Source organism: Paraburkholderia terricola (assembly GCF_900142195.1).
GTDB classification, from domain to species: Bacteria; Pseudomonadota; Gammaproteobacteria; order Burkholderiales; family Burkholderiaceae; genus Paraburkholderia; species Paraburkholderia terricola.
Map to the genome: position 1 here is coordinate 191,170 of NZ_FRAB01000002.1, position 20,166 is coordinate 211,335.

Below are 20,166 nucleotides of genomic sequence, written 5' to 3' on the forward strand. Positions count from 1 at the left end.
TCCAGAAACGAAAAACCCGCGCAATCCTAGGACTGACGCGGGTTTCGGGACTTCTTGGTACTGCTCGGGAATTCTTGTTGGTGCCGGAAAGAGGAATCGAACCCCCGACCTTCGCATTACGAATGCGCTGCTCTACCGTCTGAGCTATTCCGGCATCAGGAGAATCGAGATTATAGGGACTTCTTTATCAGCTTGGCAAGCCCCTGAACTCACTTTTTCGCTTCGAGATGGTAGCGGGTGACCCGGTCGACTTCGTTCTTCGAACCGAGGAACACGGCCACGCGCTCATGCAAGCTCTTGGGTTGAATGTCGAGAATGCGTTTCTCGCCGTTGGTTGCCGCGCCGCCCGCCTGTTCGACGATGAACGACATCGGATTGGCCTCGTACATCAGACGCAGCTTGCCCGGCTTGTCGGGCGTGCGCTTGTCCGCCGGATACATGAAGATTCCGCCGCGGTTCAGAATACGATGCACGTCGGACACCATCGAGGCGATCCAGCGCATGTTGAAGTCGCTCTGACGCGAGCCTTCCTTGCCGGCCTTCAATTCGCCGATGTACTGCTGAACCGGCGGATACCAATGGCGTTCATTGGACGCATTGATCGCATACTCGCGCGTTTCGACCGGAATGCGCATATCGCTTTGCGTGAGCACCCACGAGCCTAGCTCGCGGTCGAGCGTAAAGCAGTTCACGCCGTTGCCGGTGGTGAGCACGAGCACGGTTTGCGGGCCGTACACCGCATAACCCGCGGCGACCTGTTGCGTGCCCGGCTGCAGGAACGATTGTTCGGTAGGCTGCTGGCCGTCCGGGCAGCGCAGCACCGAGAAGATCGTGCCGATCGACACGTTCACGTCGATGTTCGACGAACCGTCGAGCGGATCGAACACCAGCAGGTATTCGCCCTTCGGGTAATTGGCCGGAATCGGGAAGAACTGCTCCATTTCCTCGGACGCCATGCCGGCCAGGTTGCCGCCCCATTCGTTCGCTTCGAGCAGAATTTCGTTCGACAGAATGTCGAGCTTCTTCTGCACTTCGCCCTGGACGTTTTCGCTGCCCGCCGTGCCGAGCGCATCCCCCAGCGCGCCCTTGCTGACGTGGTAGCTGATCGCCTTGCACGCGCGCGCGACGACTTCGATCAAAAGGCGCAGATCGGCAGGCAGGTTGTTGGTCTCGCGCTGCTGCTCGATCAGGTACTTCGTGAGAGTGGTACGACGTTGCAAAGCCATTGCTGTACTCCGGAGGCTTGAGGAATGTCTCGATTTTACCCGCTCGCTGTGCCGGCTCCGTGCTTTTAAAAAACCAAAGGGCGCGAGGCGGTGGCGCGTGACACCGGCCGAGGCGGCGAATTTCAGGCTTTGCCGCGCGCCTTGCCGAGCGCGGCGTTGCCTCTGAGACTGGCCGCAAGCGCAGCGGCGCGGCCATGCTCGGCCGACACTTTCGGCATTTTCGGGCGGTCCGCCTTGGGCATGGGTTCGATCTCGCGTTCGATCTGCTCGCCGGCCGCCGCGGTGGCGACGCGCAGATCGTAGGCGATTTGCAGATGGAGCCAGAACTGCGCGCTCGCACCGAAGTAGCGCTCGAGGCGCAGCGCCGTATCCGCGGAGATGGCGCGCTTGCCGCGCACGATGTCATTGATGCGCGGCGCCGGCACGCGCAACGCCAGCGCCAGCGCATTCACGGACATGCCGAGCGGCTCCAGAAACTCGCTGCGCAGAATCTCGCCCGGATGAATCTCCGGGATGCTGTCGCCGGTATCGATGTCGGAGAAATCGATGCTGTTCAGATCGGAGCGTTTGATGACCATGCCGGTCTCCCAATAGTCAGTGATAGTCGACAATCTCGACATTCAGCGCCTCTCCGTCGACAAAATGAAAACAGATGCGCCATTGCGCATTGATCCGAATACTCCATTGCCCGCTGCGCCGGCCTTGCAAAGCTTCGAGCCGGTTGCCGGGCGGCGCGTGCAGACTGTGGATGGAGCTGGCGGCGTCGATCATCAGCAGCTTGCGGTGCGCGAGCGCCTGCATGTGAAGCGGCAGTGAGTGCACGAACTTGCCCTGAAAAATTCTCGCCGTGGCCTTGTCGCCGAATGTCGTGATCATGGGATGATATAACGCATCGCGTTAAACGCAAAGAGTTAAATGGATGCGTTTACTTTCACTCCGCCAGCGTCAAACGAACAGTCGTCTGGATGGCTAACCTTGATCGGCGCGGGCCGGCCGACTCGCAAACGCGCACGCACACGCACACGCGCGGGACGAAAAAAAGCCGGCAACACGTGCCGGCTTTCCGATGCAAGAACAGCTTTCAGGTGTGCATCACGCGAGCGCTTTCTCCACGATCTCGCGCACGTCGCGCGATTTCACCTGCGACGCCACTTGCTCCAGCGCCGCACGCATGCCCTCGCGCAGCGTCGGCGTGAAGCGGCGCCACAGTTCGAGCGAGCGGGCGAGGCGGGCGGCCACTTGCGGATTGATGGCGTCGAGCGCGATCACCTGGTCGGCCCAGAACGCGTAGCCCGAGCCGTCTTCGGCGTGGAACTGCGCCGGGTTGGCCGCGCAGAAGCTGAAAATCAGCGAGCGCGCGCGATTCGGGTTCTTCAGGTTGAAGGCCGGGTGCGTCATCAGCTTGCGCACGATCTCGATCACCGGTCGCTGCGCGCTGCCACGCTGCGTGGCTTGCAGCGCGAACCACTTGTCGATGACGAGCGGCTCCTTCTCGAAGCGCCGGTAGAAGTCGTCCAGCGCCTGCTGCGCCTGCGCGCCGCCGCCATGCGCAGCCGCTGCGTTGAGCAGCGCCGCAAGCGCCGCCGAGCGGTCGGTCATGTTGTTCGCGGCATCGTATTGCGCGGACGCGAGGCGCACGGCGTCGGCCGGATCGTCCAGTTCCACGAGATACGACAGCGCGAGATTCTTCAGCGTGCGATGACCGGCGGCCTCGGGTGTCGCTTCATATGCGCCGGGCGTGCGATGTTGTTCATACACCGCGAGCCATTCGTTCTTGAGCGCATTCGCCAGGCGCTTGCGCACGAACTGTCGCGCGGCGTGCACGGCGGCCGGATTGGATTCCGCCATCTGCTCGGCGAGATACGCTTCGGACGGCAGCATCAACGCCAGTTCGCGGAACGAAGGCGAGAGCGTTTCGTCGGTGAGCACGCGGGCGAACGCGGCGACCACCGAGTCGTCGAGTTCCAGCGCAACGCCGGTGGCCGCGCGTCCGGCGAGCGCCAGCAGTTCACGCGTGGCGAGCCGTTGGCCGGCTTCCCAACGGTTGAACGGATCGCTGTCGTGCGCGAGCAGGAACGCCAACTGTTCCGCGGAGTAGTCGTATTCGACGATCACCGGCGCCGAGAAATTGCGCAGCAGCGAGGGCAGCGGTTCTTGCGCCACATTGACGAACGTGAAGGTCTGTTCGGTCTGCGTGAACTCGAGCACGCGCGTGGTGGAGGCCGACGCCGCGGCATCGCCTTCGAGTTGCAGCGGCAGGTCGCGGCCGTCCTTGCCGATCAGGCCGATCGCGAACGGAATCAGCAGCGGACCCTTTTGCGTTTCGCGCGCGGCAGGCGCGGCCTCGCCATAGCCTTGCGTGAGCGTCACGCTGTAGCGCTGCTGCGCGGCGTCGTACTTCGTGCGCACGGACACGCGCGGCGTGCCGGCCTGGCTGTACCAGCGCTCGAACTGCGCCAGATCGCGGCCGTTCGCATCGGCCAGCGCATGGCGGAAATCGTCGCAGGTCACGGCCTGCCCGTCATGACGCTCGAAGTACAGGTCCATGCCCTTGCGAAAACCCTCGCGGCCGAACAGCGTCTGATACATCCGCACGACTTCCGAGCCTTTCTCGTAGACCGTCATCGTGTAGAAGTTGTTGATCTCGACGTAGCTTTCCGGGCGCACCGGATGCGCCATCGGACCCGCGTCCTCGGCGAACTGCATCTGGCGCAGCACGCGCACGTCCTCGATACGCTTGGTGGCGCGCGCGGCTTCGTCGCTACCGTTGCTCTGGCCGCCGGCCATGTCGGCCGAAAACTCCTGATCGCGGAACACCGTCAGGCCTTCCTTCAGGCTCAACTGGAACCAGTCGCGGCAGGTCACGCGATTGCCGGTCCAATTGTGGAAGTACTCGTGGCCGACCACCGCCTCGATGTTCGCGAAGTCGGTATCGGTTGCCGTCTCGGGGTTCGCCAGCACGTACTTCGTGTTGAAGATGTTGAGCCCCTTGTTCTCCATCGCGCCCATGTTGAAGTCGCTCACCGCGACGATCATGAAGCGGTCCAGATCGAGTTCGAGCCCGAAGCGTTTTTCGTCCCAGCGGATCGAATGGATCAGCGAATCCATTGCGTGACGGGTCTTGTCGAGATCGTGCGGTTCGACCCACACCTGCAAAAGCTTTTCCTTGCCCGAACCGGTTTTCACGCGTTCCTCCAGCGCGACCAGCTTGCCCGCGACCAGCGCGAACAGATAGCTCGGCTTTCTGAACGGATCTTCCCAGCGCGCGAAATGGCGGCCGTCCGGCAAATCGCCTTCCTCGAGCAGATTGCCGTTCGACAGCAGCACCGGATAATCCGCCTTGCTCGCCCGCAGGGTGACCGTGAAGGTCGCCATCACGTCCGGACGGTCGAGGAAGTAAGTAATGCGCCGAAAACCCTCGGCCTCGCACTGCGTGAAGAAGTTGCCGCTCGATACATAGAGCCCCGACAGCGTGGTGTTCCCGGCCGGATTGCAGATGCTGGTGAGCGTGAGCTCGAAGCTGTCCGGCACGTTGTCGAGCAGCAAGCCGTGCTCATGCGCATGCGCATTGGCGAAGGGCTTGCCGTCGATCGCGGCGCCGACGAACTCCAGTTGCTCGCCCATCAGCTCCAGGTGCGCGGCGCGCGACGCGTCCGGATTGCGGCGCACGCGCATCGTATTTTTGACGACGGTGCGTTCGGGGACCAGATCGAACTCCAGTGCGACGGTGTCGATCAGGAAGGCAGGCGGCGCGTAATCGGCGCGGCGGATCACATTGGGCGTTGCGGTATCGGCCATGGCGTTCTGTGGTGATGGGACTTGAGCGGCCGGCTGCCTGAAGCTCATATGAAGCTCATATGAAGGGCAATGAAAGCGCAGACCAGCCGGGCTTGTCGGGCCATTGTACAAAGCCTCGGCGGATCGTGCGGGCCGAACTTTTTACCGAACCGCCAGGTCAGCGTATTATCGGGCGCCCATGCGGATAAGCCGTATGAATGGGAGAACCCAAGGCAGAGGCAACACTGAGGCTTCACGAGGTAGACCATGAAAATCAATCGATGGACCCGCCGCGCCACGCTGCTACTGGCGGCGCTGACGGTACTGCTGTCCGGCTGCACCACCTATGTGACCACTCAAGTCACCGCGTTCTCGGACTGGAGCGGCAGCGACGCTACCCGTACCTACGCGTTCACGCGGGCGGCGGATCAGCAGAACAATCTGGAACTCAGCACTTACGAGCGCATCGTCGCCAACGAACTCGCCGCGCATGCGTTCCGCCAGGTCGACACCGCGCAGGCGCGCTATCTGGTCGGGCTCTCGTATGGCATTCGCTCCGACATGGTGACGGTCGCCGAGCCGGTGTATTACAACCCGTGGCCGGCGCCTTATTGGGGAAGGCCGTTCGATCCGTGGGGTCCCTGGGGGCCTTGGGGTCCGTTTCCGACCGCCTACGTGAATCAGAGCTACCCGATCTTCACGCATCTGCTGGGCGTGCGGATTACCGAGCGCGCCACCGGCAAGGAGGTCTATAACGTGACGGCGCGCAACTCGGGCGGCGAGTCGTCGCTGGTGCGGGCCATGCCGTATCTGGCGCGCAGCGCGCTGGCCGATTTCCCGATCGGCAACGGCGTGGTGCGCACGGTGAAGATTCCGCTCGACAAGAACGGCGGCGCCTCGAACGAAGTGGCCGCGACCGGCGCCGCGCCAGCGGCCGCGCCGGCGCCGGCGTCGGGCGCGAAAGCGGTGCAGTAGGCAAGCGGTGTGAAGCCGGCGCGTGCAAAAGGCGTTGGCTGTGGCATGGCTCAAACGGCCCGGCAGGTCATCCTCGCCGGGCCGTTTTCTTTTGCGCGCCGCGAGGCGCCGCGCGGTGGGGCGGGCGTTGCACCGCCGCCCTCAGGTCCGGCCGCGCTTGCGAACCACGGCTAAACTCCCACGCCGCACAACGCCAGCACGCCCAGCACGATGAATATCACCGCCGCGATGCCGTGCACGAGCGTCGTCGGCAGGCGATGCGCGAAGCGGTCGCCGAGCAGGATCGCCGGCACATTGGCGACCATCATGCCGACCGTGGTGCCCGCCACCACGCCGACGTAATCGTGAAAGCGCGCGGCGAGCGCCACCGTCGCGATCTGCGTCTTGTCGCCCATCTCCGCAAGAAAGAACGTCACCACGGTCGCGCCGAACACGCCGAAATGCGTGCGGCTGGTATCGGCTTCGTCCGCGTCGAGTTTGTCCGGCACGAGAATCCACAAGCCCATGCCGATGAACGATACCGCCAGCGTCCAACGCATGATGGTCGGCGTGAGCAGCGAGCCGAGCCACGCGCCGAGCGCGCCGGCGCAGGCGTGATTGATGAGGGTGGCGGTCAGCACGCCGAGAATGATCGGCAGCGGCTTGCGATAGCGCGCGGCCAGCACGAGCGAGAGCAGTTGTGTTTTGTCGCCGATCTCGGCGAGCGCGACCGCTCCGGTCGAAATGATGAAAGCGTGATCCACGTTGTATAGGTTCCCCGGGCCGAGATGTGAACGAGCGACGACCCACGACACGCCGGGCCCTCTTGCGGCGCGTGTGGATCATCGGTCTCGCCAGGCCAGAGGCTGCGGCTGCCATGGCCGTACAGGCCAAGTGTGTTGACAGACGCCCCCGCGAACCGCACGTGCGATGCACCGGATAGCGGTGCCGACGTGCCGCGGGGCGGCTACTCCCCAATGAGGGACGGAGTATAGCAGGCGTGACCTGTCCTTATGCGCAACGAGGACGCCGCAGGCCAGTACGGGAACGGCGCGATTGGTTGGCACGGCGAAGCGGGCCTTGGACTGCATGGATAGCCGCTCGCTCACGCGCCGGCCGACGTTATTGAGATGTTCCCAGGTGAAACAGTTCTTGGAAAGTTAAATGAAAGTATGTGTCCGTTAATCCCCGGCATCGCGCCGCCGGGGAGCGTCGCAAACCGTCCCGCACCCGATCCGATCAGGGCGGCGGGGGCGCCGGACCGGCGCGAAACGGCTACTTCGCGGATCCGTGGCACTGGCGAGACGGATTACAGATGGATACGTCTTTTCCGGCTGATTTAATCCAGAATATTCAGTATGATTCCGGCGACCCAAGGAGCCCGAGACCATCCACCAACAAATATCAAAAGGCACTTAATAATCGACCAAAGTGCCGTTAATCCGCTGAACCTACATAAAAGACGATTGGTTTGACCCCGGCTGGAGATTGCCGGTCCGCGCGGCGCCTACACGCTGTGACGGCTGTGTATTCCGTCAGGCGCTTCAGCCTCTCCCTGCTTCTACGCGCGAACACCGATATGCCCGATCCGCACTGGACCATTCCGGTCGCTCGCTGGTCTTGCTGGCCTGCTGCCGCATCCGCACCACCCGATATCGGCTTTATCGAGCCGATCGTGCGGCGTCGCCTGAGCACGCTGTCCAAAGCCGCGTTGAAAGTTGCGCACGATTGTGTCGCGCGGAACGAGGTTCGGGTCGTGTTCGCCTCGCGCCACGGCGAATTGCGGCGCACCACGGACATTCTGCGCGCCATCAGCGCGGGCGAGCCGGTCTCGCCGACCGCGTTCAGCCTGTCGGTGTTGAATGCGATGACGGGCGTGTTCGGCATCGCGCGCGGCGACCGCTCGGCGGCCAGCGCGATCTCGGCCGGCGCCGAGACGCTCGGCTACGCGCTGCTGGAAGCCTACGCGCAATACGCCACCGAGCCGGGCGCGCCCGTGCTGCTGGTGTACGCTGACGAACCGGCCGACACAGCCTACGGCACGATCGAGGACGAAGTGCAGGGCGGCGCGATCGCGATCCTGCTGGATGACGAGGCGGCGACGGGGCGCCTGACGTGCACGCGGTCCGCGGCCGGCGAGGCTCAGGCAGCGCCGCCAATCGAGGCAATCGAGGCAAACGAGGCAGGCGAAACAAACAAGGCAGGCGCAACAAACAAGGCAGGCGCAACAAACCAGGCAGGCGAAACAAACAAGGCAAGCCCCACGCCCCGCGCCGAGCGTTTCGCGACCCAAAGCCAGGCGCTGCTGCACTGTCTGGAAACCGGCGCGACCACCGCCTGGCAAGGCGCCGGGGTTATCTGGCATTGGAGTTGGCATGATCGCGCGGCTTGATTACATCTGGCGGTTCTGCGCGACGGGCATGGCCTTCGTGGTGTTCGGCGTGTGCGGACTGCTGTTTTCGGTGCTGGTGTTTCCGTTCGCGTGGCTGTGGCCGCATCGCGCGTCGCGCCAGTTCGCGGTGACGACCGTGATTCACTGGTTTTTCCGCGCGCTGGTCGCGGTGCTGCAGCGCATCGGCGTGATGGAACTCGAGGTGTCGGGCGCGCGGATGTTGCGCGCCGGCGGTCCGGCGATCGTGGTCGCCAATCACCCGACCTACCTCGACGTGATGGTGCTGCTGTCGCTCACCCCGCATGCCTGTTGCGTGGTGAAAAACGCGCATTGGGGCAACCCCTGTTTCTGGGGCATCGTGCGCTCGGCGGAATACGTGAGCAATGCCGATCCCACCGATCTCGTCGAAGCCGGCGCGCGGCAGCTCGCGGCAGGCTATACGATGATCATTTTTCCCGAAGGCACGCGCAGCCCCGCGCCGAACCGGCTGCACGCGTTTTCGCGTGGTTTCGCGCACATGGCGTTGAAGGCCGGCGCGCCGATCGTGCCGGTGCTGATGGATTGCGACCCGCCCGCGTTCACCAAGCAGATGCGCTGGTACGACGTGCCGGCGCGCGCGTTCCGCATACGTGTGAACGTGCTCGAGCCGCTTGGCGTCGAGCAGTTCGCGGACGACGACACTACACCGGCTCTCGCCGCGCGCAGCGTGACGAGCGCCGTCGAGGCACACATTACCCGGCACCTGTTCGATTATGGATTCTTTAAAACTGGAAATTAAACAGCTTCTGATCGAAGCTCTCGATCTGGAAGACCTGAGCCCTGCCGATATCGACGACGACGCACCGTTGTTCGATACCGACGGCATCGGTCTCGATTCGATCGACGCGCTGGAAATCGGCATCGTGCTGCGCAAACAATACCAACTGACCATCGCGGCGAACGACGAGCGCACGCGCGAGCACTTTCGCTCCATCAGCACGCTGGCCGCGCTGGTGGCGAGTCAGCGCGAAGCGGCGCAGGTTGTCGGCGAAACTACAAAGAAGGGGGAATAAACCGTGTCCGAGGCTGAGATTCTTGAGCGCATCCGCGCCATTTTCAAAGAGAACTTCGCGATCGAGCCCGAGCGTGTCACGCCCGAGGCGCATCTGTTCGAAGACCTCGATCTCGACAGCATCGACGCCGTCGACCTCGCGATCAAGCTGCAGGAAATGACCGGCCGCCGCATCAAGCCCGAGGAGTTCAAATCGGTGCGCACCGTCGGCGACGTGATCGTTGCCGTCGAATCGCTGCTGGCGGCACAGGGCTGATGCATTCCGTGCGTCCGCGAATGCAGGCGGCGTCGGACCGGGTCGCGCAGGCCTCGCCTCGCGCGGGGCGCCATTGGGCCAAAACCGTCTTGCAGGTGCTGTTGAAACTCGCGTATCCCGCGCTGATCCTGTGCGCGTGGCGCTGGGACACGCCGCGCTATGTCGGCTGCATGCTGTTCGCGATCCTGTGGCTGCAGCGCTGGGCCGGCAGCGGCCCGGTCGCGACTTCGCTGCGGCGTCTTTCGACGATCGACTGGACCGTGGTCGGCTTGCTGAGTTGCGCGTCCGCGGCGATCGTCTTCACCAACAGCGAATTGTTGTTGCGCCTCTATCCGTCGCTCGTGAATCTCGGTTTGCTGATCGCGTTCGGCGCGACGCTCGTGCGCGGGCCGACGATGATCGAAAAATTTGCGCGCCTGGGCAATCCGGATCTGCCGCCTCGCGCGGTGCGCCATACGCGGCGCGTGACCCAGGTATGGTGCGTGTTCTTCGCGCTGAACGGCGCGTTCTCCGCTTATACGGCGCTGTACTGGAGCCGCGCGAGCTGGTCGCTCTATAACGGCGCGATCGCCTATGGGCTGATCGGCGTGCTGCTGGTGGCCGAAGTGATCTGGCGTTATCTCGTGGTGCTGCCGCGCGCCGCGCGTTCGGAGGCCGCATGATCGCGCTGCATGATCTGTTGTCCGTCGAGGCTTCGGCGGCGAATGCGCCGGTATGCCGCGATGGCGGTGCCGTGCTCGATCGCACGGCGTTTCGCGCGCGCGTCTCGGCATTGGCCGCGTTGGTGCGGGAGCGGTCCGCGCAGCGCTACGCGTTGTGCGTCGACGATCCGTTCGATTTCTCGTGCGCGCTGTTTGCGCTGTTCGCGTGCGGCAAGGAGCCGGTGATCCCGGCCAATGCGACGCCGGGCTATCTGGCCGATCTCGCCGACGCCTACGATGTGGTGTTGAGCGACGCCGACCTGCCGCCCTTCGTGTGGGATGCTGCTGCCAACGCCAACGCCAACGCCAACGCCAACGCCAACGCCAACGCCAACGCCAACGCCAACGCCAACGCCAACGCCGCCGATGCGCCGCGCGGCGCACCCACCGCATACACGATCGATCCGCAAGCCCCGCTCACGCTCTACACCTCGGGCAGCAGCGGCCGTCCCAAACCGATCCGCAAGACGCTCGCGCAATTCAACGCCGAAGTGCACACGCTGGAACAGCAGTGGGGCGCGCTGGTCGGCGACGCGACCATGCTCGCGAGCGTCCCGCATCATCACATCTACGGCCTGCTGTTTCGCGTGCTGTGGCCGCTGGCGGCGGGCCGCGCGTTCGACCGCGCGGTCAGCATCGAACCCTTGCATCTGCAAACGCAGATCGGGCACTGCGGCGCGACCGTGGTCGTCTCGACGCCCGCACAACTGTCGCGCTGGCCCGCGCTGCCCGGCTTCGCCGCCTTGACGCCCGCGCCGCGCGCGTTCTTCTCGTCGGGCGGGCCGCTCGCGCTGGAAGCCGCGCAGGAATATGCCGCGGCCTTCGGCGCCGCGCCGCTCGAAATCTACGGCAGCACCGAAACCGGCGGCATTGCGTGGCGTCGCCAGGATCAGAGCGATGCATGGCGACCGGTGACCGGCATCGAAGTGCGCCGCGACGAAGACGGCGCGCTGAACGTCCGCTCGCCGCATCTCGATCACGACGGCTGGCATCGCACCGACGACAAGATCGCGTTCGACGCCGACGGCCGTTTCCGTCTGCAAGGCCGGCTCGATCGCGTGCTGAAGCTCGACGGCAAGCGCGTCTCGCTGCCGGAACTGGAAGCGCGGCTCGCGTTGCATCCGTATGTCGTGCAAGCGGCGATCGTGCCGCTCGAAGGCGCTTCGCGCGAGCGCGTCGGCGCCGTGGTGGCGCTGTCCGAAGCGGGCAGCGCGGCGTTGCGCGACCAGGGCCGCGTGCTGCTCGCGAAAACGCTGCGCCGTCATCTCGCTGAATATTTCGATGTGGTGGTGCTGCCGCGCCACTGGCGGTTTCGCGTGACCTTGCCGTTCGACGCGCGCGGCAAGCTGCCGGTCGCCGCGGTGGCGGCGGCTTTCGAGCCGCGCGCCGAGGGCGTGGAAGTGCTCGCCGAAGCGCGCAGCGGCGACACGCTGCATTACGAGCTGCGCGTGCCGCCGACGCTCGCGCATTTCGCCGGCCACTTCCCCGGTCTGCCGATTCTGCCGGGCGTGGTGCAGGTGGATTGGGCAATGCGTCTCGCCGCCGATCATCTGCCGGCCGTCAGCGCGGTTGCGTCGATCGACCGCCTGAAGTTCATGGCGCCGGTGCCGCCCGGCGCGGTGCTCGATCTCACGCTGGCTCACGACGCCGCGCGCCGGCGTGTGCAGTTCAGTTATCGGCTGAGCGGCCGCGACTGCGCGTCCGGTGTGATCGTGTATCGGGAGCCCGCGTGATGAGCTTCGCTCCGTGCATCGTCATTCCGATCTACAACCACAAGGACGCGATCGGCGCGACCGTCGCCCATCTCGCGGTGCACGGCTTGGCCGTTTTCGTCGTCGACGACGGCAGCGATGAGCCGACCCAGCACGTGCTCGCCGCGCTCGCGCGGCAATACGCGGGGCAACTCACGCTGCTGCGTTTGCCGGTCAACGGCGGCAAGGGCGCGGCGGTGATGGCGGGCCTGCGCGCCGCGCGCGCGGCGGGCTACACGCACGCGTTGCAGATCGACGCCGACGGCCAGCACGACGCAACCGACGTGCCCCGTTTCATCGACGCCGCGCGCGCCGAACCGGGCGCGGTGATCCTCGGCCGCCCGGTCTACGACGAGAGCGTGCCGAAAGCGCGCCTCTACGGCCGCTATCTGACGCACGTGTGGGTGTGGATCGAAACGCTCTCGCTGACGATCCGCGATTCGATGTGCGGCTTTCGCCTCTATCCGCTCGCGCTGGCCTGCGATCTGATCGACCGCGTGCGGTTGCCGACGCGCATGGACTTCGACATCGAGATTCTCGTGCGCCTCTACTGGCGGCGCGCGGCGTTCCGCTCGATCCCGACGCGCGTCACGTATGCCGCCGACGGCGTCTCGCATTTCGACGTGCTGTGGGACAACGTGCGCATCAGCCGCAGTCATACGCGGCTCGTGTTCGGGATGCTGTGGCGTCTGCCGATGCTGCTCGCGCACAAGCTGATGCCGCGCCGCTCTGCAACCGCAACCGCAACCGCAACCGCAACCGCAACCGCGGAAAGCCCGCAAGACTGGTGGCGTATCGCCGAACGCGGCTCTCACCTCGGCATGTCCTTGCTCGCGCTCAGTTGCAAGCTGTTCGGCCGACGCTTCACCTCGCTCTGGCTGCATCCGATCGTCGCGTATTTCCTGCTGACGGGCCGCGCCGCGCGCGAGGCGTCGCGCAACTACTTCAGACGTCTCGGCGAGGCCGCGCCGCAAGACGATACGCCGCGCCCCGGCTGGCTGTCCGCCTACCGGCACATGCTGGCCTTCGCGCAATCGGGCTTCGACAAGCTCGCCGCATGGTCGGGCCGCGTGAATACCGCCGACGTCACCTTCGAGGATCCTTCCGCGTTCGAGGCATTGGTCGCAAGCGGCAAGGGCGCGCTCGTGATCGGCGCGCATCTCGGCAACCTGGAAATGACTCGCGCGCTCGCCGCGCGCGGCGCGTACGCGAAGGTCACGGCGGTCGTCTATACGGAGCACGCGCGGCGTTTCAATAGCGTGCTGGCGTCGGCCAACAGCGAGTTCGCCCGGCATCTGCTCGAAGTCAGCGACTTCGGACCGGAGACCGCGATGATGATGCAGGAGCGTGTCGATGCGGGCGAGCTGCTGGTGATCGTCGGCGACCGCGTTCCCGCGCACGAAGCGGGCCGCACCACCGAAGCGCAATTTCTCGGCTCGGCCGCGCCCTTCGCGCAAGGTCCCTACGTGCTCGCGCATGCGCTGGGCTGTCCGGTCTATCTGTTCTTCTGCCTGAAAGAGCGCGGCGGTTATCGGCTGTATTTCGAGCCGTTCGCCGAACGCATCGAGTTGCCGCGCCGCGAACGCGCGCAGCATCTCGCCGCGTGGGCGCAGCGCTACGCGGCGCGGCTCGAACACTATTGCCGCAAGGCTCCTTATCAATGGTTCAATTTCTTCGATTTCTGGGCCAGCCCCAAGCGAGGCGCGAATGGCCGAACATGATCTGATCGAAACGCCGAGCGCAAGCGCAAACGAAAACGCAAATGCGGACCCGGTGGTGATCGGCGCGCGCAAGCTGACGATCGAAGAGGTCGTCGCAATCGCGCATCGTCGCGCGCCGGTTGCGTTGAGCGCCGATCCGGCGTGGCGCGCGCGCATTCAGCGCGGCGCGGATTTCCTGCGCCGTCATCTGGCGGCGGGCGCGACCGTCTACGGCGTGAATACCGGTTACGGCGACGCATGCGTGGTCGACGTGCCGATGGAACTGGTCGAAGCCTTGCCGCTGCAACTGACGCGTTATCACGGTTGCGGCATGGGCCGGCATCTCGACGACGCGCAAACGCTGGCCGTGATCGCCGCGCGGCTCAACTCGCTCGCCTATGGGTTTTCCGGCGTGCGCCCCGTCTTGCTCGAACGCCTTGCCGACCTGATCAATCATCGCGTGCTGCCGCGCATTCCGTCGGAAGGCTCGGTGGGCGCGAGCGGCGATCTGACGCCGCTCTCGTATGTGGCCGCGGCGCTCGCGGGCGAGCGCGACGTGATGTTCGAAGGCCGCTTGCGCGATGTGCGCGACGTGTGGAGCGAACTCGGCCACGCGCCGCTCACGCTCGCGCCGAAGGAAGGTCTCGCGTTGATGAACGGCACCGCGGTGATGACGGGCCTCGCCTGTCTCGCGTTTGCCCGCGCCGATCATCTGACGCGGCTCACCGCGCGCCTGACGGCGCTCTCCACGGTGGCGCTCGACGGCCGCGCCGCGCACTTCGACGCCATGCTGTTCGAAGTGAAGCCGCACGCCGGCCAGGCCGAAGCCGCCGCGTGGATTCGCGACGATCTGAGCGGACGCGACGATACGCCGGGGCATCGTCTGCAAGACCGCTATTCGATTCGCTGCGCGCCGCATGTGATCGGCGTGGCGCGCGACGCGCTGTCATGGGTGCGCCGCGACGTCGAGAATGAACTGAACAGCGCGAACGACAATCCGCTGATCGATCCCGACAACGAACGCGTGCTGCACGGCGGCAACTTCTACGGCGGCCATATCGCGTTCGCAATGGACTCGCTGAAGGTCGCGGTCGCCAATCTCGCCGATCTGATGGACCGTCAGCTTGCGCTGCTGGTCGACGTGAATTTCAACAACGGCTTGCCGCGCAATCTGTCGGGCGCCGCGCCCGCGCGCGCCGCGATCAATCATGGCTTCAAGGCCGTGCAGATTTCGTCGTCCGCGTGGACGGCCGAGGCGCTGAAGAACACGATGCCCGCGAGCGTCTTTTCGCGTTCGACCGAGGCGCACAACCAGGACAAGGTCAGCATGGGCACGATCGCCGCGCGCGACTGCTTGCGCGTGCTCGAGTTGACCGAGCAGGTCGCCGCCGCGCATACGCTCGCAACGGTGCAAGCCGCGCGTCTGCGTTTGAAGATCGATAGCGCCACGCCGATTCCCGCGCCGCTGCAAGCGTTTATCGACAGCGTGAGCGCGCAGTCGCCATTCGTCGACGAAGACCGCGCGTTGGAAAACGAACTGCGCGCGCTGACCGCGCGCATCGTCGCATGCGAATTGCTGCACGACTATCGCGGAGGCGCGAACGCATGACCCGCTCCCGCAAAACGCTCACGGCAAGCGCGATGGTCGAAGTGCCGTTTCACGATGTCGACGCGATGAACGTGTGCTGGCATGGCCACTATCTGAAGTACTTCGAGATTGGCCGCGCGGCTTTGTTGCGCGCGTTCGATTACGACTATCGCGAGATGCAGGCTTCGGGTTATCTATGGCCGATCGTCGAGGCGCATCTGAAGTATGTGCGGCCCGCGACTTACGGTCAGCGGATCGAAGTCCGCACCGAACTGCTCGAACACGAAAACCGCCTGAAAATAGGCTATGAAATCGTCGATTGCGGGTCCGGCACGCGGCTGACGAAGGGCTACACGATCCAGGTCGCCGTCGACGCCGCGACGCAGGAGTTGCAGTTCGTGTCGCCGCCGGTCGTGTTCGACAAGCTGGAGCGCGTATGGGGACGATGAAGTTGCGCCGCACGTCAGCGGGCCGTTTGATCGCATTGAGCGTGGCAAGCATGGCAAGCGCGGCATGCGTGCTGAGCGTATCGGCCATCGTGAGCTGGCCGGCCACGGCCCGCGCCGCGGAAACAACGCCCGCCGGCAACCCCGCCCTGGTCTCCCAAATCGCTTCACACCTCGCGCAAGCCAAAGGCGTGCGTGCGCAATTCACGCAAACCCAGACGCTTGCCGCGATGAAGCAGCCGCTCGTCAGCACCGGCTCGCTGCTGTTTTTCCGCGAGCGCGGCGTGATCTGGCGGATCGACACACCGTACCAGGCCACCTATGTGATCACCGACAGCGGCGTGACCGAAGTCGACGCCAACGGCCGGCGCGTGACGGCCCGCGGCGCGCAAGGCACGCGCGGCGTCGCGCAAGTTTCGAAGATGATGCGTGCGATGCTCGGCGGCGATCTGTCGGCGCTGTATTCGCAATTCGACGTGCAGGCCGAGGGCAGCGCCGCGCAATGGCGCATGCAGCTCACGCCGAACCAGCCGCAAATCGCGCAATCGATCAAGGGCTTGCAGATGAATGGCGGCGACTATCTGCAAAGCTTGCGCATCACGCTCGCGAACGGCGACATCACGAAGCTCGACTTCGCGAAGAGCGCGGCGGTGACCGAACTCGCGCCGGCTGAGCGCACGCTGCTCGGAGCGCCGTGATGGACATGCTGCAACAGCGATCCGCGAAACAGGTGTGGGGCATACGTGCCGCATGGCTGTTGCTCGCGCTCGTCGCGTCGCTGTATTGCGGCTGGCGTTTCGCGGGACCGTCGCCGTTGCAGACCAATCTGCTCGCCTTGCTTCCCGCGACCGAAGCGGACCCCGTCGCCGAAAAAGCGGTCGATACGCTCGCGAGCGCGCTCGGCGACCGCACGGTTTTTCTCGTCAGCAGCAACGATGACGCGCACGCGAAAGCGGCAGCGAAGCAGCTCGGCGCGTCGCTGCAAAAGAGCGGGGCGTTCGGCTCGGTCACGGCGGAGTTGCCGCCGTTCGATTTGTCGCGGATCGCCGCCTTGTACATGCCGTACCGCTTCGGTTTGCTGACGCCGTCCGACCGCGCGGCCCTGGCGACGAGCAATGCGTCGAGCGCCACGGCGGGCGACGCCTCCAAAGAAGCCCCCAAGGCGCTGGCGGGCATGCTCGCCCAACGCATCTACAGCCCCTTGCGCGGCGGCCTGACCACGCCGCTCGCCGACGATCCGTTCGGCTGGCTCGAACACTGGCTCGGCGGCCTGCCGCTCGCCACGTCGAATCTCGAACTCGAAGACAACATGCTGGTCGCGCATCGCGGCGCCGACACGAGCGTGCTGATCGTCGCCACGTTGCCGGGCTCCGCCTACGAATCGAAAACTCAACACGCCGTGCTCGCCGCGCTCGCCCAAGGCGAAAACGCCTTGAAGCAGGCGTTCCCCGACGTCTCGGTCGCGCGAACCGGCGCCGTGTTCTACGCCGAATCGGCGCGCAGCGCCTCCGAACACGAGGTGCATCTGATCGGCGTCGCGTCGCTGTGCGGCATCGCGTTGCTGATGATGTGGGTGTTCCGCTCGCCGCGTCTATTGCTGCTCGGTTTCGTGTCGACGGCGCTCGGCATCGTCTGCGCGCTCGCCGTGACGATGCTGGTGTTCGGCAAGCTGCATCTGTTGACGCTCGTGTTCGGCGCGAGCCTGATCGGCGAAGCGGTCGATTACTCGATCCAGTACTTCGTCGTGTATCTCGGCGCGCAGCGCGATTGGGATTCGCGCCGCGGCGGGCGCACGGTGCGCCCGGCATTGACGGTCGCGTTGACGACGAGCCTGCTCGGTTACGCGATCCTCATGTGGGTGCCGTTTCCCGCGCTCAAGCAGATCGCGTGTTTCGCGATCGCGGGCATCATGACGGCGTTCGCGTCCGTGCTGTGGCTACTGCCCGCGCTGCTCACGCACGCGCCGAAGCGCAGTCCGCGGCGCCTCTTTGCCGGCGCGGCGCGCGGGCTGACAGTGTGGCATCGCGCGATTGGCGGCAAGCGCGCGTGGTTCGTGGCGGCGCTGTTGCTGATCGTCGCGATTCCCGGCTGGCTGCGTTTGACGAGCGACGACGACATCCATCTGCTGATCGAGCGCGATCCATCGCTCGTCGCGCAGGAGGACAAAGTGCGCGCGGCGGTCGGCGTGGATAACAGCGCGCAGTTTTTCGTCGTGCGCGGCGAGACGCCGGAACGCGTGCTGCAACGCGCCGAAGCGTTGGGCGCGAAGCTCGATGCGTTGAGCGGCACCGCGAACCAGGTCGGCGGCTATCAATCGGTGGCGCAGTTCGTGCCCTCCGCGAAACAGCAGGCTGAAGACCGCGCGTTGCTCGCACGGCACGTATTCGACGATCCCGCCGCGTTGCGCGCCACGCTGCTGCAAGCTGGCTTCAAGGACGAAGTCGCGGATGCGTGGCTCGCCGCGTTCGCGCAACCGCAGCCCTTGCTGACGGTGGATAAATGGCTCGCCGCGCCCTGGTCGCAACCGTACAGGCATCTCTGGCTGGGCGAAGTCGATTCGAACACGCAAGCCTATGCGGCCGTGGTGATTCCGCAAGGCGTCACACCGCGCAACGAAGCCGCGCTGATGGCCACCGCCCAGGCGGTGCCGGGCGTCGCTTTCGTCGACAAGGCGGCGAGCGTGTCGAAGCTGTTCGGCGCTTACCGGGTGGACAGCGGCTGGTGGCTCGGCGGCGCGCTGGCGCTGGTGCTCGTGCTGCTGATGCTGCGCTACGCCCCGCGCGGCGGCATCGCCGTCACCTTGCCGGTCCTGCTCGCGGTGGGCGTCACACTCGCGGTGTTCGGCTACGCGCGCGTGCCGCTCAATCTGTTCAACTGGCTCGCCTTGATGCTGGTGCTCGGCGTCGGCGCAAACTATGCGGTGTTTCTGCGCGAAGGCTGTTTGCGCGCGGACGCGGATCTTGGCGCGGTGTGGACGGGCGTGCTGCTCTCGGCGGCCACCACGCTGCTGTCGTTCGGCATGCTCGGCATGAGCGCGATGCCGGCGTTGAAGAGCTTCGGCGCGACGCTCGCGCTCGGCATCGCGGTATCGGTGCTGCTCGCGCCGATCGGCATGCCATCGGAATCAAGGAGGCTCGCATGAATGCGCCATCGGTTTATTTGCACGCGCTCGGCATGATCAATGCGCTCGGCGGCGACCTCGACCGGATCGTTCCCGCGCTCGCCGCCGCTCGCGCGCCCGGCATGGCGAATGCGCACACGGGCATCGGCGAGGCGTTCGTGGGCAGCGTGCTCGCGCCGCTCGATCTGGCGCCGCCCGCCGCGCTCGCCCGTTACGACTGCCGCAATAACCGCTTGCTGCTGGGCGCGCTCGCGCAGATCGCGCCCGCGGTCGACGCCGCGCGCGAGCGCTTCGGCGCGGATCGGATCGGCGTGGTGCTCGGCACCAGCACGTCGGGCATCGAAGCGGCCGAGGCCGCGTTCGTCTATCAGGCCCAGGCGGGCGATCTGCCCGCCAACTTCAATTACCGGCAAATGGAAATCGGCACGGCCGCGCCGTTCGCCGCCGCCGTGCTCGACCTGCGTGGCCCGGCGTTCACGATTTCGACCGCTTGCACGTCGAGCGCGAAGGCGTTCGCGTCGGCGCGCCGGCTGCTGCAACTGCAACTGTGCGATGCGGTGGTGGTGGGCGGCGTCGATTCATTGTGCGAGTTGACGGTGCAGGGTTTCGCATCGCTGGAATCGACCAGCGGCGTGCGCACCAATCCGATGAGCCGCAACCGTTGCGGGATCAACGTGGGCGAGGGCGCGGCCGTGTTCCTGATGAGCCGCGACGAAGCGGCGGTGCGGCTCGCGGGCGTCGGCGAATCGAGCGACGCGCATCACATTTCGTCGCCCGATCCCACCGGCGCGGGCGGCGAACTCGCGTTGCGCGGGGCGCTGGCCGATGCGGGCATCGCGCCGTCGGCGATCGGCTACGTGAATCTGCACGCCACCGCCACGCGCAAGAACGACGAGATGGAAGCGCATCTGATGGCGCGCGTGTTCCCCGGCGGCGTGGCGACCAGCGGCACCAAGCCGTTGACCGGTCATCAACTCGGCGCGGCCGGCGCGACCGAGCTCGGCTTCGCATGGCTCACGCTCGCGCGCGACGATGTCGCGCTGCCGCGTCATCTGTGGGACGGCGAGGCCGACCCCGCGCTGCCCGCGCTCGATCTCGTCGAGAGCGAACGCTTCTTGCCGCGCGGCGTCGGCGAGCAGTACGTGATGAGCAATTCGTTTGCGTTCGGCGGCAGCAATGTCAGCCTGATTCTCGCCCGATGAT

Annotated in this window: 18 protein-coding genes, 1 tRNA gene and 1 riboswitch; of the genes, 13 read left to right on the forward strand and 6 right to left on the reverse strand. The window is 65.7% G+C overall.

Annotated features, from left to right (window positions below):
• Positions 1–78: 78 nt before the first annotated feature.
• The 5 genes from BUE39_RS02735 to pepN form a co-directional block, all read right to left on the reverse strand.
• Positions 79–154: transfer RNA gene (locus BUE39_RS02735), tRNA-Thr, on the reverse strand.
• A gap of 55 nt (positions 155–209) precedes the next feature.
• Entirely contained in the window at positions 210–1,226 is a 1,017-nt protein-coding gene (locus BUE39_RS02740) for a class 1 fructose-bisphosphatase (protein WP_073427108.1), read from the reverse strand.
• Between the two features lie 122 nt (positions 1,227–1,348).
• Positions 1,349–1,804, reverse strand: coding sequence for a HigA family addiction module antitoxin (locus tag BUE39_RS02745; protein WP_073427109.1), 456 nt, complete (start codon positions 1,802–1,804; stop codon positions 1,349–1,351).
• A gap of 16 nt (positions 1,805–1,820) precedes the next feature.
• Entirely contained in the window at positions 1,821–2,102 is a 282-nt protein-coding gene (locus tag BUE39_RS02750; RefSeq protein ID WP_073427110.1) for a type II toxin-antitoxin system RelE/ParE family toxin, read from the reverse strand.
• Positions 2,103–2,318: 216 nt separating this feature from the next.
• Positions 2,319–5,024: an aminopeptidase N gene (gene pepN, locus BUE39_RS02755; RefSeq protein ID WP_073427111.1), complete on the reverse strand. Its 2,706-nt coding sequence runs from the start codon at positions 5,022–5,024 to the stop codon at positions 2,319–2,321.
• A 246-nt stretch (positions 5,025–5,270) separates the two neighbouring features.
• On the opposite strand from pepN, the gene BUE39_RS02760 reads away from it, so the two are divergent.
• Positions 5,271–5,978 (forward strand): DUF4136 domain-containing protein, encoded by a 708-nt coding sequence (locus tag BUE39_RS02760; RefSeq protein WP_073427112.1) that lies wholly within the window; start codon positions 5,271–5,273, stop codon positions 5,976–5,978.
• 170 nt (positions 5,979–6,148) lie between these two features.
• On the opposite strand, the gene BUE39_RS02765 is transcribed toward BUE39_RS02760, so the two are convergent.
• Positions 6,149–6,721: a TMEM165/GDT1 family protein gene (locus BUE39_RS02765; protein ID WP_073427113.1), complete on the reverse strand. Its 573-nt coding sequence runs from the start codon at positions 6,719–6,721 to the stop codon at positions 6,149–6,151.
• 58 nt (positions 6,722–6,779) lie between these two features.
• Positions 6,780–6,945, reverse strand: a riboswitch (yybP-ykoY riboswitch).
• A 591-nt stretch (positions 6,946–7,536) separates the two neighbouring features.
• On the opposite strand from BUE39_RS02765, the gene BUE39_RS02770 reads away from it, so the two are divergent.
• The 12 genes from BUE39_RS02770 to BUE39_RS02825 are packed head-to-tail and all read left to right on the forward strand — an operon-like array spanning position 7,537 to position 20,165.
• The gene (locus BUE39_RS02770) at positions 7,537–8,349 is read left to right on the forward strand and encodes a beta-ketoacyl synthase chain length factor (protein ID WP_073427114.1); all 813 of its coding nucleotides are present in this window, start codon (positions 7,537–7,539) and stop codon (positions 8,347–8,349) included.
• Positions 8,333–9,127, forward strand: a complete 795-nt coding sequence (locus BUE39_RS02775; RefSeq protein WP_073427115.1) for a lysophospholipid acyltransferase family protein — start codon at positions 8,333–8,335, stop codon at positions 9,125–9,127. Before BUE39_RS02770 ends, BUE39_RS02775 begins: the two co-directional genes overlap by 17 nt.
• Entirely contained in the window at positions 9,102–9,401 is a 300-nt protein-coding gene (locus BUE39_RS02780; protein WP_073427236.1) for a phosphopantetheine-binding protein, read from the forward strand. Before BUE39_RS02775 ends, BUE39_RS02780 begins: the two co-directional genes overlap by 26 nt.
• A 3-nt stretch (positions 9,402–9,404) precedes the next feature.
• Entirely contained in the window at positions 9,405–9,656 is a 252-nt protein-coding gene (locus BUE39_RS02785; protein WP_073427116.1) for an acyl carrier protein, read from the forward strand.
• On the forward strand, positions 9,656–10,318 hold the full coding sequence (locus BUE39_RS02790) for a COG4648 family protein (RefSeq protein WP_073427117.1): 663 nt from the start codon (positions 9,656–9,658) through the stop codon (positions 10,316–10,318). Before BUE39_RS02785 ends, BUE39_RS02790 begins: the two co-directional genes overlap by 1 nt.
• The gene (locus tag BUE39_RS02795; protein WP_073427118.1) at positions 10,315–12,090 is read left to right on the forward strand and encodes an AMP-binding protein; all 1,776 of its coding nucleotides are present in this window, start codon (positions 10,315–10,317) and stop codon (positions 12,088–12,090) included. Before BUE39_RS02790 ends, BUE39_RS02795 begins: the two co-directional genes overlap by 4 nt.
• Positions 12,090–13,829, forward strand: a complete 1,740-nt coding sequence (locus tag BUE39_RS02800; RefSeq protein ID WP_073427119.1) for a glycosyltransferase family 2 protein — start codon at positions 12,090–12,092, stop codon at positions 13,827–13,829. The genes BUE39_RS02795 and BUE39_RS02800 overlap by 1 nt, the downstream gene beginning before the upstream one ends.
• Positions 13,816–15,417, forward strand: coding sequence for an HAL/PAL/TAL family ammonia-lyase (locus BUE39_RS02805; protein WP_073427120.1), 1,602 nt, complete (start codon positions 13,816–13,818; stop codon positions 15,415–15,417). The genes BUE39_RS02800 and BUE39_RS02805 overlap by 14 nt, the downstream gene beginning before the upstream one ends.
• Positions 15,414–15,845: an acyl-CoA thioesterase gene (locus tag BUE39_RS02810; protein ID WP_073427121.1), complete on the forward strand. Its 432-nt coding sequence runs from the start codon at positions 15,414–15,416 to the stop codon at positions 15,843–15,845. The genes BUE39_RS02805 and BUE39_RS02810 overlap by 4 nt, the downstream gene beginning before the upstream one ends.
• A complete protein-coding gene (locus tag BUE39_RS02815) occupies positions 15,833–16,540 on the forward strand; it encodes a LolA family protein (RefSeq protein WP_073427122.1) in 708 nt (235 codons plus the stop codon). Before BUE39_RS02810 ends, BUE39_RS02815 begins: the two co-directional genes overlap by 13 nt.
• Positions 16,540–18,984 (forward strand): MMPL family transporter, encoded by a 2,445-nt coding sequence (locus tag BUE39_RS02820; RefSeq protein WP_073427123.1) that lies wholly within the window; start codon positions 16,540–16,542, stop codon positions 18,982–18,984. Before BUE39_RS02815 ends, BUE39_RS02820 begins: the two co-directional genes overlap by 1 nt.
• A complete protein-coding gene (locus BUE39_RS02825; RefSeq protein WP_073427124.1) occupies positions 18,981–20,165 on the forward strand; it encodes a beta-ketoacyl-[acyl-carrier-protein] synthase family protein in 1,185 nt (394 codons plus the stop codon). Before BUE39_RS02820 ends, BUE39_RS02825 begins: the two co-directional genes overlap by 4 nt.
• The last annotated feature ends 1 nt before the right edge of the window (position 20,166 follow it).

Coding starts and splice junctions, on each gene's coding strand:
- BUE39_RS02740 (WP_073427108.1), bottom strand. CDS start 1,226: ATGGCTTTGCAACGTCGTACCACTCTCACGAAGTACCTGATCGAGCAG.
- BUE39_RS02745 (WP_073427109.1), bottom strand. CDS start 1,804: ATGGTCATCAAACGCTCCGATCTGAACAGCATCGATTTCTCCGACATC.
- BUE39_RS02750 (WP_073427110.1), bottom strand. CDS start 2,102: ATGATCACGACATTCGGCGACAAGGCCACGGCGAGAATTTTTCAGGGC.
- pepN (WP_073427111.1), bottom strand. CDS start 5,024: ATGGCCGATACCGCAACGCCCAATGTGATCCGCCGCGCCGATTACGCG.
- BUE39_RS02760 (WP_073427112.1), top strand. CDS start 5,271: ATGAAAATCAATCGATGGACCCGCCGCGCCACGCTGCTACTGGCGGCG.
- BUE39_RS02770 (WP_073427114.1), top strand. CDS start 7,537: ATGCCCGATCCGCACTGGACCATTCCGGTCGCTCGCTGGTCTTGCTGG.
- BUE39_RS02775 (WP_073427115.1), top strand. CDS start 8,333: ATGATCGCGCGGCTTGATTACATCTGGCGGTTCTGCGCGACGGGCATG.
- BUE39_RS02780 (WP_073427236.1), top strand. CDS start 9,102: ATGGATTCTTTAAAACTGGAAATTAAACAGCTTCTGATCGAAGCTCTC.
- BUE39_RS02790 (WP_073427117.1), top strand. CDS start 9,656: ATGCATTCCGTGCGTCCGCGAATGCAGGCGGCGTCGGACCGGGTCGCG.
- BUE39_RS02795 (WP_073427118.1), top strand. CDS start 10,315: ATGATCGCGCTGCATGATCTGTTGTCCGTCGAGGCTTCGGCGGCGAAT.
- BUE39_RS02800 (WP_073427119.1), top strand. CDS start 12,090: ATGAGCTTCGCTCCGTGCATCGTCATTCCGATCTACAACCACAAGGAC.
- BUE39_RS02805 (WP_073427120.1), top strand. CDS start 13,816: ATGGCCGAACATGATCTGATCGAAACGCCGAGCGCAAGCGCAAACGAA.
- BUE39_RS02810 (WP_073427121.1), top strand. CDS start 15,414: ATGACCCGCTCCCGCAAAACGCTCACGGCAAGCGCGATGGTCGAAGTG.
- BUE39_RS02815 (WP_073427122.1), top strand. CDS start 15,833: ATGGGGACGATGAAGTTGCGCCGCACGTCAGCGGGCCGTTTGATCGCA.
- BUE39_RS02820 (WP_073427123.1), top strand. CDS start 16,540: ATGGACATGCTGCAACAGCGATCCGCGAAACAGGTGTGGGGCATACGT.
- BUE39_RS02825 (WP_073427124.1), top strand. CDS start 18,981: ATGAATGCGCCATCGGTTTATTTGCACGCGCTCGGCATGATCAATGCG.